Here is a 12,759-nt window from a genome sequence, read left to right on the forward strand (position 1 = left end):
GTTATAGAATAACAAATAGATTTGTGATTTATTATATGGTATTGTCAAATTTTATTCCAATTTTACTTCGACAATTTTTACATTTTCATACAAAGGTAAACTTTCTTTCGTTTTTACAGCAAACAAAGCTTCTTCAAACCATTTAAATTTTTCTATATAGACACAATAGGTAAACGTACTGATATCATAGAAAAAACTGGTTTTTAAAGCGCCCTCATCAGATAATTTTCGAGCAAAAGCATCTCTTTCTTCCTGATTCTGAGTCACTTTGGCTACTAAATAAAATCCGTCTTCAACCTGTTTTAAATTGGTCATTTTCTCTATGGCTGGTAGTTTTTCATTGGTAAAATGACTCTCCTTTATTTTTGCTCTGATTGCTTCTAAAGACTCTGGCTCTTCTTCTTTTTCAACAATATTTTTTTCTTTACGAATTTTATCCTGATAGCGTTTTAATTTTTGAAGCGCTAAACGATCGTCATATTCTCTTGCTGCAGCACTATAAAAAGTAGCTTTTTCAATACGCTTAGTGATGATATATTCTTTTTCTTTTTCAATGGTTGCCATTTTAAAGAAAAGAGATTCATTTGTTCTATCACTATCTGCATGTAACGCTTTGATCTTTTCAATTTGCTCCTGTTCGGCTTTTTTTTGTGCTTCTAATTCAGCCATAGTTTTGCTGCGTTTTTTTAACTCTTGATCTTGAGCTACATTCACACGCTGGACTTTATTCATTAAAGAAACATAATTCTTTCTAGATTCATTCAAATCTTTTTTCAATTGAATAATTAACTTACTGGTTTCAATTCGATTGGCTTGTGTTTCCTTTTGTAATTTTCTATATTCTTCAACGTCTAAATTTGAATTTTTTAATTTTTCCAAATCCTCATACATCGAACCTACTAATGAATCTAGTTTAGAGGTTAATACCTCTTGAATATTTTTATTAGACGCTAAAATAAGTTTCAATTTATCTACTGAAGAACCTTTCGAATTATCTATTTCTTTTAAATCCACTTGCAACGAATTCATTTTAATAATTTTTTCATTCATTTGCTGTTGCACAATCAAACGATCTTCTAAATCTTCAATTTTAGCATTTTGAGCTTTATTTTTTTCGATTGCAGCCTCTTTTTCAGCTATAGCAATCATTAATTCGTCTGAAATATCTGTAGGTGCAATTCCATTTTTATTCACTGCTAGAACTGTTCCTTCCGCAAAACGATTGATAATTTCAGGGTTTTGTAACTCCAATTGTTTGATACTAATATTATACAATTTAGAAACTGAATATTTTGTTTCACCCGCTTTAATTTTATGGAAAACCGTTTCTTCAGTTATAATTCTCGACTTTCCATCCACTGTTTTCTTACGAGAAGGAATGGCAATAACTTGTCCGGTTTTCAAACCTTCTTTTAAAATTTCTTGGTTTAACGTTTCTAAGTCTTCTACTGAAACATTATACTTTTTTGCTATACCAAATAGCGTTTCTTGAGGTTCTACGGTATGACTTGAACTTTTTTTATAAGATTCTTTTTTAACTTCGTTTGTTTGAATAGGAATGGTAATTTCTTGTCCTATTGAAAGTGAATTATTTTGTAAAGAAGCATTGGCTTTTTTTAATTCGTCTACACTAATATTGAATTTTTTCGATATAGAATACAGTGTCTCTTTAGGTTGCACTGTATACGTTTTAGTTTTTTGTTGAGCAAAAAGTAAATGAGTACACGCAAATACAATTAAAAGATATTTCATTGATAGTTTGTTTGTTTTTAAAATTAAAAAGAGTCGTTACAAAGTTATTTATTGTAACGACTTTTCAAAGCTTTTTTGTTAAAATTATCTAAAAATTATGCAAAACTTATTCCCATTCAATTGTTGCTGGTGGTTTCGAACTAATGTCATACACCACTCTGTTCACACCTTTTACTTTATTAATAATTTCATTCGATGTTTTCATTAAAAATTCATACGGTAAATGTACCCAATCTGCCGTCATACCATCGGTAGATTCAACTGCGCGTAGAGCTACCACTTTTTCGTAAGTACGTTCGTCTCCCATAACGCCCACACTATTTACAGGAAGTAAAATAGCACCCGCTTGCCAAACTTTATCATACAAACCATGTTCTTTTAGTCCATTAATAAAAATAGCATCCACTTCTTGAAGAATAGCTACTTTTTCAGGAGTAATATCACCTAAAATACGAATAGCTAAACCTGGTCCTGGGAAAGGATGACGACCTAATAATTCTGGATCAATTCCTAATGTTGCACCTACTCTTCTTACTTCATCTTTAAATAACATTCGCAGTGGCTCCACGATTTTTAATTTCATAAAATCGGGTAATCCACCTACGTTGTGATGCGATTTAATAGTCGCTGATGGTCCACCTGTTGCAGAAACAGATTCGATTACGTCTGGATAAATTGTTCCTTGACCTAAATATTTTACATCGGTTAATAAATGGGCTTCATCATCAAACACTTCAATGAAGGCATTTCCAATCGCTTTACGTTTTGCTTCTGGATCATCTAAACCTGCCAAAGCATCATAAAAACGTTGAGAAGCATCTACTCCTTTCACATTTAAACCCATATCTTTATATTGATCTAACACACTTTGGAACTCATTTTTACGCAACAATCCATTATTCACAAAAATACAGTATAAATTATCACCAATGGCTTTATTAAGTAAAACTGCTGCTACTGTAGAATCTACACCTCCTGAAAGACCTAAAACCACTTTGTCATTTCCAATTTTCTCTTTCATTTCAGCGACAATTTCTTCTACGAAAGCATTTGGCGTAAAGTTTTGAGGCACTTCTGCAATTTTTACTAAGAAATTCTCTAGCATCTGTTTTCCATCAGTCGAATGATATACTTCTGGATGAAATTGAATCGCATAGGTAGTTTCTCCTTCAATTTTATAAGCTGCATTTTCTACATCTTTGGTACTAGCTAAGCGAATAGCATTTGTTGGCAACGCTTTAATTGTATCGGAATGGCTCATCCAAACCTGACTTCCAGTAGAAACACCTTCTAAAAAAAGTTCGTTTTCTTTTATATACGAAAGATTCGCCCTACCATATTCTCTAATATTGGAGGGCGCAACTTCTCCACCCGAAAAATGCGCTAAATATTGTGCTCCATAACAAACCGCTAACAAAGGTTTTTTTCCTCTAATTTCGGATAAATCAGGATGAGGCGCATCAGCTGCACGAACTGAAAACGGACTTCCAGAAAGAATAACAGCTTTATAACTATCTAAATCTTTAGGAGGATTGTTGTAGGGAAAAATTTCACAAAAAATATTTAATTCTCTTACTCTTCTTGCGATTAATTGGGTGTATTGAGAACCAAAATCTAAAATTAATACGTTGTGTTGCATTGTTGTACTTTTATTTGAAAAGTTTTGATGTAGTGTTATTATTTATTTAAATACAATCGAAAATTAAAAAAGATGCTGAAACAAGTTCAGCATGACAAATCTTTTAATATTCAAAAGTTCCGTATTCGCTGGTAATGGTTAGTTTTTTAGTTTCTGAAGCTTCCACTCTACCTACAATTTGAGCATCAATACGAAATGATTTTGAAATGGCAATAATATCTTGAGCTATTGCTTCAGGTACATAAATTTCCATTCGATGTCCACAATTAAAAACTTGATACATTTCTTTCCAATCGGTTTTAGATTGTTGTTGAATCAATTGAAATAAAGGAGGAACAGGAAACAAATTGTCTTTAATCACGTGAACGTTATCCACAAAATGAAGGATTTTCGTTTGTGCACCACCACTACAATGCACCATTCCATGAATGGCATCTGACTTGTATTTTGATAAGATTTTCTTAATCACTGGAGCATATGTCCTGGTAGGCGATAAAACTAATTTTCCCGCATCTAGAGGACTGTTGGCAACAGCATCAGTCAATTGGGTGTTACCCGAATAAACCAATTCATTAGGTACAGCAGCATCAAAACTTTCTGGATATTTTTTAGCTAAGTATTTGGCAAAAACATCATGACGAGCCGAAGTTAAACCATTACTTCCCATACCTCCATTGTATTCATTCTCGTAGCTTGCTTGCCCAAAAGAAGCCAATCCCACAATTACATCACCTGGTTGTATATTCGCATTATCAATTACATCCTCACGTTTCATTCGAGCGGTAACTGTTGAATCTACAATAATCGTACGCACTAAATCGCCTACATCTGCAGTTTCACCGCCTGTAGAGTGGATTACAACTCCGTGCTCTTTTAAATCCTGAATTAATTCTTCTGTTCCATTGATGATAGCCGATAAGACTTCACCAGGAATAATGCTTTTATTTCTACCAATAGTAGAAGACAATAATATATTATCCGTTGCGCCTACACACAATAAATCATCTATATTCATGATTAAAGCGTCTTGTGCAATGCCTTTCCATACCGAAATATCACCTGTTTCTTTCCAATACATATATGCTAAAGACGATTTTGTACCAGCACCATCAGCATGCATAATAATACAATAGTCTTCATCGTTAGTAAGATAATCCGGAATAATTTTGCAGAAAGCTTTAGGGAACAATCCTTTATCGATGTTTTTGATGGCATTATGCACATCTTCCTTAGAAGCAGAAACTCCTCTAAGATTGTAGCGTTGGCTCGTATCAGAACTCATTAAAAAAGTAGTTTGTTGTGTTGTGGCACAAAGATAGTTTTTTATCTGAAAATTCTAAAATTTGGCACAAAAAAAGGACTAAATTTTTACGATAAACACCCCTTCTTCATACTGCGAATTATTTTCTGGAAATAAAATATTGGTAAATTCAAAAGAAGTATAGCACTCTTCTACTTTAGATTCAACATTATATTTTAAATTAACTTCCTCCTCAACCATTGTAGTTTGGTTATTTAAAGTTATCTTCAAATCTATATTTCGAGCATCGATAGTTGTTTTGGGTAATAAATGAATGATATTTACTTCTTCAACAAATTCAAAAGGGATTTCGGTACCAATAACATCTGTAACTGTAATATCATTTGCTGAAAAGGTTTCATTGGTAAAAACATTTTCCTCTGAAGTCGCATCTATAATTTCAACAAATATTGATGCTGGAATGGGCTGTTTACCTTCAATACATTTATCAGAACAACCACCCATAATAAGGCTTAAAAAACTAATAATAGCAATACCTTTATTTCTCATTTATATTGTTTATTTACTTAAAATTTCAATTTCTACTCTTCTATTTGCAGCTGCTTGTTCTTCGTTGGCTTCTGGAATTGGGTAAATAGGATGATTGATGCCAAAACCTGTAACCGCCATTCTTGTTATAGGAATTCCTTTCGCTACTAAAAAACGTCTCACTTGCTTTGCTCTTTCAAGAGATAATTTTCTTCGATCACTACTCACACAACAAATGTGACCTTGTATTTCAATTTGAAGTGTAGGATTATTTTGCATAACATACAGCAAATCATTTAATGCATTATTAGATTCAGGAGTAATAGCAAACGTATTTTGAAAAAAATTTATGTCTTTTAACCTAATTTTTGTACCCTTTTTAGCTAATTTAATTTTTTCAAATAAAGGTAAATTTTCATCAATAACAATATCTTTAATTCCTAAAATTTCATTTTCTCGATGTAAATCTTTCTCTAATATATAATAAATGGTTGCTTTTCTGTTTTCTGCTCTATTCTCAGATTGATTGAATTTTTCTCCATAACTTCTGGTCTTAAAATCATCACGAATTGGGACTTTTTCCAAAACAAATTCAGATATAAAATCAACCCGCTTTTGTGCCAAAGAATCATTATAAGCTGTTGTACCTACTTCATCTGTGTAGCCGTTTATAGCCACAATTTTTGATTTTGAATTTTTATACATCCAATCTTCCAAGCGCAATCTTTCCTTTGGTGTCAAATCCGATTTATTACTTTCAAAATAGACTGTAAATTGCTCTTGGGCAAAACATCCATTAATAAAAAGCAATAATACTATTGACAAAATAGGCTTCACTTTAACTGATTTTTTTACGAAGTAACACTTTTTTTAGATAATAAAAAAATGTATCACTTGTATTTTAACGTAATAAAGAAGCATAAAGTATATAAAAAAAGCCTATTCAAATAATGAATAGGCTATTCTATTAAATTTCCTTTTTAAAACAGACACTATTTTCAATTCCAATATATTGTCCGTAATTAGGTATTATTACAAAACCATTTTTTTTGTATAAAGCAATGGCTTCGGGTTGTTGCAATCCAGTTTCAAGAACTAAATAGTAATATTGTAGCTCTTTACTCCACGATTCGAGTTCTTGCAACACTTTTGTAGCAAAGCCTCTCTTTCTAAATGCCTCAGGGACATACATTCTTTTTACTTCAAAAGTAGCCGTATCAAAATGTTTAATCGCTCCACAAGCTACAGCTTTATTATTCTCATACAAAACAACAACATACTTAATGGTAGCAATGGTATTGAATTGTGCATAAAAGGAATGATCTTCTCCATCACGAATAGCCAAATCTTTGTCCAATTCAGCTACTAAATTAATAAAATCTTGGTGTGAAGAATTCGTTCTTAGAACTTGAATCATTGTAAAAGATTATCTTAAAAACAATAACTCTCTATATTTCACTAAAGTCCACATTTCATCATCTACTAATAATTCTAATTTATCAGAATGATAACGAATTTCTTCAAAATATGGTTTTACTTTATCACAATAAGCAGCAGCCATTTTAGAGATATCAGAAAGGTTATTTGCTTTTTTACGCTCTTCAGTCATTGCGTCTACTTTTGCATTAATTCCTTCAATATGTTCTGAAATTTCTTTAATTAAAGAGATTTGTTGTTTCGCTATTTTTTCAAAATCTTTACCAAAAATTTCTTTTAATCCTTTCACATTTTCAATTAATGTATTTTGGTAACGAATTGCTGTTGGTACCACATGATTTCTAGCAATATCACCAAGTACTCTTCCTTCGATTTGAATTTTCTTAGTATATTCTTCTAGTTCAATTTCATAACGAGCTTCCACTTCCACATGATTCATGATAGCCAATTCTTCAAATAAATCAATTGCTTTTTTAGAAACTTTTGCTTTTAAAGCTTCAGGAGTCGTTTTAAAATTACTTAAACCACGTTTTTTAGCTTCTTTTTCCCAAGCTTCACTGTAACCGTCTCCTTCAAATAATATACTTTTCGTTTGTTTGATATATTCTCTTAATACATTAAATATTGCTTCGTCTTTCTTTAAATCTTTTTTAGCAATTAATGCATCAACTTCTTCTTTAAAGTCTTTTAATTGTTTAGCAACAATTGCATTTAAAGTAGTCATTGATGTAGCACAATTCGCTGAAGAACCAACTGCTCTAAATTCAAATTTATTTCCTGTAAATGCAAATGGTGAAGTTCTGTTTCTATCGGTATTGTCTAATAAGACATCTGGAATTTTACCAACTACATTTAATTTTAAATCTGTTTTTTCTTCTGGAGATAATTTCCCTTTGGTAACACCTTCTAATTCTGCTAATACTTTTGTTAATTGTTGTCCAATGAAAACCGAAATAATTGCTGGTGGAGCTTCGTTAGCACCTAAACGGTGATCATTACTTGCTGAGGCAATAGCCGCTCTTAATAATTCTTCATAATCATGTACCGCTTTAATAGTATTAATGAAGAAAGTTAAAAACTGTAAGTTGCTCATTGGGGTTTTCCCAGGAGACAATAAATTTATTCCAGTATCAGTAGCCAAAGACCAGTTATTGTGTTTACCAGAACCATTTACGCCTTTAAACGGTTTTTCGTGAAATAAAACTTTATAATCATGACGTTCTGCCACTTTTTGCATTACATCCATTAATAAAGAATTATGATCCACCGCTAAATTAATTTCTTCAAATATTGGAGCTAATTCAAACTGACTTGGTGCTACTTCATTATGACGTGTTTTAACAGGTATACCTAATAACATACACTCATTTTCTAAATCACGCATGTAATTTAAAACACGTGAAGGAATAGAGCCAAAATAATGATCATCCAATTGTTGTCCTTTTGCAGAAGCATGTCCTAATAACGTTCTACCAGTTGCTAATAAATCAGGTCTAGTATTAGCTAACGATCTATCTATTAAAAAGTATTCTTGTTCCCATCCTAATGTAGGAGTTACTTTTCTCACATTTTTATCAAAATATTTGGCTACATCAGTTGCTGCACTATCAATAGCTTGTAAAGCTCTTAACAATGGTGTTTTATTATCTAATGCTTCACCAGTATAAGAAACAAAGATAGTAGGAATACATAAAGTAGTTCCATATATAAATGCTGGAGACGTTGGATCCCATGCGGTATATCCTCTTGCTTCAAATGTATTTCTAATTCCTCCATTTGGAAAAGAAGAAGCATCTGGTTCTTGTTGTACTAATTGACTGCCTCCAAATTTTTCTACTGGATCACTACCATCAAAAGAAGTTTCAAAAAAAGCATCATGTTTCTCTGCCGTATTACCTGTTAAAGGCTGAAACCAGTGTGTGTAATGGGTTACATCTTTTGACAAAGCCCATTCTTTCATTCCCATTGCAATTTGATCCGCAATTACACGATCAATTTTTGCACCGTTTTGAACTGCATTTTGAACCGCTTTATACGCTTCAGGTGTTAAAAACTGACGCATTGCTTTATCATTGAATACATTACTTCCAAAAATTTTGGATTTTTTTTCTAATTTTTCGACAGCAATTAGCTTTCTATTTGCAGTCTCTTTTAAAGCTTGGAAACGAAAAGTTGACATAAATTTTACATTTTTTTAAGTTATACCCCTTAATTTTGAGTACAAATATATAAAAATATATAAGTTATATAATTCATACCCCTATTTTTTTTAAACAAATCACAGTTTAAAAAAAATTATAACATTTTACATAAAAATGCAATTAAATAAAACAAGTAATAGGTTATTAACATTTTAACAATAAAGTGTTAATAATTTCTAAATTTTTCTTTTATTTGCAGTTAAATACGTTGTTAACCGATAAAAATGACTGGTATGAGGAGATGTAAATTAGTACTAATTATGTTTATAATTAGTTTTTTTGTGTACGATTATGAAGGATATGCACAATGCGCTGGTAACGACAACAGCATAACTATATGTAATAAAGAGACTTACAACCAAGGCATTGGTAATCCAAATGGAGTTATTAATCTTTTCTTACTTTTAGGAGGTGCTCCATCTCCTGGTGGAACTTGGGTAAATTTAAACAGTTCTGGTGGATTAAACTCCTCTACTGGGATTTTAAATACTTGGCAAATTAATCAGAGCGGAAATTATAATTATCAATACGTAAATAATAGTATTCCTGGTTGTACAAATAATAGTGCTATTATTACTTTAACTTTAGGTGGATTTCCGGGCGTAGATAATAATAATGCTAATGCATGTGAAGATGATACATCTGTTAATTTATTTACTCATACTGGGAATAATCCAAATCCGCATCTTAATGGTACATGGTCAGGTGGACCAGCAGGAGCTTTAACAAATAACTTTTTTAATGCGCAATTGGCTGGTATTGGAACATACACCTTAACTTACACAGTTCCCGCTATAGGAAGTTGTCCTTCACGAAGTGCAAATGTGGTATTAACCGTTCATCCCTTGCCTGAGTCAGGAACACCATCAAATTTGACATTTTGTGAAACAGATGATTTTTCAGCTTTCACAAATGTAGATTTATTTAATTTATTAATTAATGAAGACACTGGAGGTTTTTGGATTGATAATGCTTCAACTGGTGAATTATCAGGTAGTAATGATTCTTTTATTAATATTCAGAATATTGTAAATAATTTTGGACCTGGCACATACACATTTACATATAATGTAAGTCCAACCCATCCCATTTGCGCTCCTGCATCTTCAAATGTTGCCATAATAATTGAACCCGTTGTAGATTTAAATGGGGCTACTTTAACACTTTCACCAACACCTATCTGTTTTAATGATTTAAGTACTACTCCATTAACTGGAACTATTTCGCAAGGAGCAAGTTCTATACCAGATGGTACTTATGATATTACTTATGTTTTATCAGGTTCAAATAACGGTTCTGAAACAGTGAGTGTAACTTTTGCAGGCGGAACAGGAAGCTTTACTGTTAATCCTGCTTTTGTAGTTACTATTGGAACAACTACAGTTACTATTACCGATGTTACCAATCCAAATAGCATTACGAATTGTACTCGAATCATAAACAATTTAAATAGTTCCTTTACTATAGCAGAAAACCCTAACGCAACAGACAGTCAAATAAGTGTTGCCAACTTTTGCTTAGGTCAAAATGCTCAAGTTAATCTAATAGATATCAATAACAATACTATTGAGCTATCAGATGATCGTTATATCATCACCTATACTATTACAGATCCAAACGGTCAACAGACTACTCAAACCACAGTTATACAAGTTGTGAATGGAAATGCTTTATTTTCACTAATAAATAGTTTAACCAATATTCCAGGAAATTATTCTATCGCTATAACGAATATTCAGAATGAAACTACAGGTTGTTCATCAACAACTAATTTAAACAGTTCTTTTATTGTATATCCAATACCAGATGCAAGTAACTTAACTATTAGTATTGATGATATTTGTTCCGGAAATGATGTGGTAGTTAATTTATCGAATGCAATCAATTTAACGGATGGCTTATATGATATTGAATATTCTATTTCTGGAGCCATTTCGGTTAGTAATTTAACAGCAACTAATATTTCTTTTACAAATGGTTCGGGAAGTTTTACATTACCAAATGGCATCCTTGTTGAAGGTAGTTCTACCTTAAGCATTGCTAATTTTGTTAGTGTGACTACATCATGTGGTACAGCAACATCTAGCGGAGCTAGCGATACTTTTTCTATTTTACCTTTACCAGATACTACTGGTGCAACTATAAGTGCAATTAATATTTGTATTTTGGATGTAGAAACTATCTCTATTGATAATGCTTCTTCTTTAGCTGATGGAGATTACACTTTACTATATGACTTATCAGGTGCTAATAACAGTACGGCTAATTCAATTGTAGTAACTTTTAACAATGGAAGTACTCAATTTGATATTCCATCAACTTTACTTGAAAATGGAGGAAGTACGACAATTACAATTCAAACCCTAACAAGTAATACAACTACATGTGGATCAAGTGATTTAGTATCAAATCCAATAAGTTTCACTATAACAGATCCAGGTGTACCAACACTAGCTGATGATGGAAATGAATTTTGTATTCAAGATTTACCCAATCCTACTATCGCTGATTTAAATGCTAACATTACTAGTTCTGGAACCATTACTTGGTATGATGCACCTACAGGTGGCAATAGCTATACTTTAACCGACCCTATTACAAATGGCACTACTTATTATGCTTCATTAACAGACACTCAAGGTTGTGAAAGCGCTAGTAGATTAGAAGTAACAGTAGATTTAGCAAATTGTCCCGATTTATTTATTCCAGATGGATTTTCTCCTAATAATGACGGTTTAAATGACACTTTCTACATTAAAAACATTGATATCATCTACCCAAACTTTGAGTTAGAAATATTTAATCGTTATGGAAACCTAGTATATAAAGGAAATATCAATACGCCTAATTTTGATGGTAAATCCACCGAATCTACCGTTTTAGGAAATGATATTTTGCCAACAGGTGTCTATTATTATGTACTCTACTATAATGATGTAACAAACAAAAAACCAACACAAGGAAGATTATACTTAAGCAGATAAGAGAAAGAAAATGAGAAAAATTAATTATATATTCGGAATTATCTTGTTGGTATTTTGTAAATCATTTGCACAACAAGATCCACAATTCACTCAATATATGTACAATATGAGTGTTATTAACCCTGGCTACGCTACAGATGATTTAGGTACTATCAATTTTGGAGGGATTTATAGAATGCAATGGGTAAAAGCTACAGGAGCTCCCACAACTTCATCGCTTTTTGTTCATACTCCTTTATCTGAAAAAATTGAAACGGGATTAAATGTTATTAAAGACGAATTAGGAGAAGATGTATTAAATGAAACCACAATTAATGCTGACTTTTCTTATAAAGTTAATTTAAATACAAATGCTAAATTGGCCTTAGGTTTTAAAGTGGGTGCTAATTTTTTTACTACCAATTTTAATGGTTTTCAATTAAATGATGACGACATCAGTTCTGATCCTGCGTTTCAAAATTTAAATCAAACCTTTTTTAATCTTGGTGCTGGTGCTTTTTACTTTACAGATAGTTATTATTTAGGACTATCTGTTCCAAATTTTCTTCCCAATAAGCAATTAAAAGAAGCAAATGGAGTTCAGGCTATCGGAATAGATGAATTGCATTTCTTTTTTACAGGAGGTTATGTTTTTAAACTATCTGATAATATTAAGTTCAAACCAGCATTTATGACAAAAATTGTTAAGAATTCACCATTATCTGCTGATATAACTGCTAACTTTATGTTTTTTGATAAGTTTGAAATTGGTGCTTCGCATCGATTTGACGATTCTTTCAGTGGTTTGGCAAATTATCGAATTACGCCTCAATTAAGAATTGGTTATGCCTACGATCACACGATTTCTAATTTAGGAAGTTTTAATTCGGGTTCTCATGAAATCATTATATTATTTGACCTAGATACCTTTGGCAACAGAGGATATGATAAATCTCCAAGATTCTTTTAAAACGAGTT

General features: G+C 31.9%; 9 protein-coding genes. 2 read left to right on the forward strand and 7 right to left on the reverse strand.

The genetic code is table 11. From position 1 onward, the window contains the following. Window positions 1-51: 51 nt before the first annotated feature. From FHG05_RS04685 to FHG05_RS04715, 7 genes are all read right to left on the reverse strand, one after another. Window positions 52-1,752 (reverse strand): LysM peptidoglycan-binding domain-containing protein, encoded by a 1,701-nt coding sequence (locus FHG05_RS04685; RefSeq protein ID WP_140996851.1) that lies wholly within the window; start codon window positions 1,750-1,752, stop codon window positions 52-54. Window positions 1,753-1,858: 106 nt separating this feature from the next. Next, complete coding sequence (gene guaA, locus FHG05_RS04690; RefSeq protein WP_140996852.1) at window positions 1,859-3,391, reverse strand: glutamine-hydrolyzing GMP synthase; 1,533 nt, start codon at window positions 3,389-3,391, stop codon at window positions 1,859-1,861. 103 nt (window positions 3,392-3,494) lie between these two features. After that, window positions 3,495-4,673, reverse strand: coding sequence for an AIR synthase related protein (locus FHG05_RS04695; RefSeq protein WP_140996853.1), 1,179 nt, complete (start codon window positions 4,671-4,673; stop codon window positions 3,495-3,497). Between the two features lie 78 nt (window positions 4,674-4,751). Further along, on the reverse strand, window positions 4,752-5,201 hold the full coding sequence (locus FHG05_RS04700; protein ID WP_140996854.1) for a hypothetical protein: 450 nt from the start codon (window positions 5,199-5,201) through the stop codon (window positions 4,752-4,754). Between the two features lie 9 nt (window positions 5,202-5,210). After that, entirely contained in the window at window positions 5,211-6,005 is a 795-nt protein-coding gene (locus FHG05_RS04705) for an OmpA family protein (RefSeq protein ID WP_232338055.1), read from the reverse strand. Between the two features lie 142 nt (window positions 6,006-6,147). Beyond that, window positions 6,148-6,597, reverse strand: coding sequence for a GNAT family N-acetyltransferase (locus FHG05_RS04710; protein WP_140996855.1), 450 nt, complete (start codon window positions 6,595-6,597; stop codon window positions 6,148-6,150). 9 nt (window positions 6,598-6,606) lie between these two features. Further along, on the reverse strand, window positions 6,607-8,796 hold the full coding sequence (locus tag FHG05_RS04715; RefSeq protein WP_140996856.1) for a glutamine synthetase III family protein: 2,190 nt from the start codon (window positions 8,794-8,796) through the stop codon (window positions 6,607-6,609). A 282-nt stretch (window positions 8,797-9,078) separates the two neighbouring features. Between FHG05_RS04715 and FHG05_RS04720 the strand changes: the two genes are divergently transcribed. Beyond that, entirely contained in the window at window positions 9,079-11,802 is a 2,724-nt protein-coding gene (locus tag FHG05_RS04720) for a gliding motility-associated C-terminal domain-containing protein (protein WP_181369143.1), read from the forward strand. A gap of 10 nt (window positions 11,803-11,812) precedes the next feature. Continuing rightward, entirely contained in the window at window positions 11,813-12,751 is a 939-nt protein-coding gene (locus tag FHG05_RS04725) for a PorP/SprF family type IX secretion system membrane protein (RefSeq protein WP_140996858.1), read from the forward strand. Window positions 12,752-12,759: the final 8 nt, after the last annotated feature.

The organism is Flavobacterium profundi (assembly GCF_006491645.1).
GTDB lineage: Bacteria > Bacteroidota > Bacteroidia > Flavobacteriales > Flavobacteriaceae > Flavobacterium > Flavobacterium profundi.

What these genes read in the sequence shown, in the direction of transcription:
- FHG05_RS04685 (WP_140996851.1), bottom strand. Translation starts at nt 1,752, where the DNA reads ATGAAATATCTTTTAATTGTATTTGCGTGTACTCATTTACTTTTTGCT.
- guaA (WP_140996852.1), bottom strand. Translation starts at nt 3,391, where the DNA reads ATGCAACACAACGTATTAATTTTAGATTTTGGTTCTCAATACACCCAA.
- FHG05_RS04695 (WP_140996853.1), bottom strand. Translation starts at nt 4,673, where the DNA reads ATGAGTTCTGATACGAGCCAACGCTACAATCTTAGAGGAGTTTCTGCT.
- FHG05_RS04700 (WP_140996854.1), bottom strand. Translation starts at nt 5,201, where the DNA reads ATGAGAAATAAAGGTATTGCTATTATTAGTTTTTTAAGCCTTATTATG.
- FHG05_RS04710 (WP_140996855.1), bottom strand. Translation starts at nt 6,597, where the DNA reads ATGATTCAAGTTCTAAGAACGAATTCTTCACACCAAGATTTTATTAAT.
- FHG05_RS04715 (WP_140996856.1), bottom strand. Translation starts at nt 8,796, where the DNA reads ATGTCAACTTTTCGTTTCCAAGCTTTAAAAGAGACTGCAAATAGAAAG.
- FHG05_RS04720 (WP_181369143.1), top strand. Translation starts at nt 9,079, where the DNA reads ATGTTTATAATTAGTTTTTTTGTGTACGATTATGAAGGATATGCACAA.
- FHG05_RS04725 (WP_140996858.1), top strand. Translation starts at nt 11,813, where the DNA reads ATGAGAAAAATTAATTATATATTCGGAATTATCTTGTTGGTATTTTGT.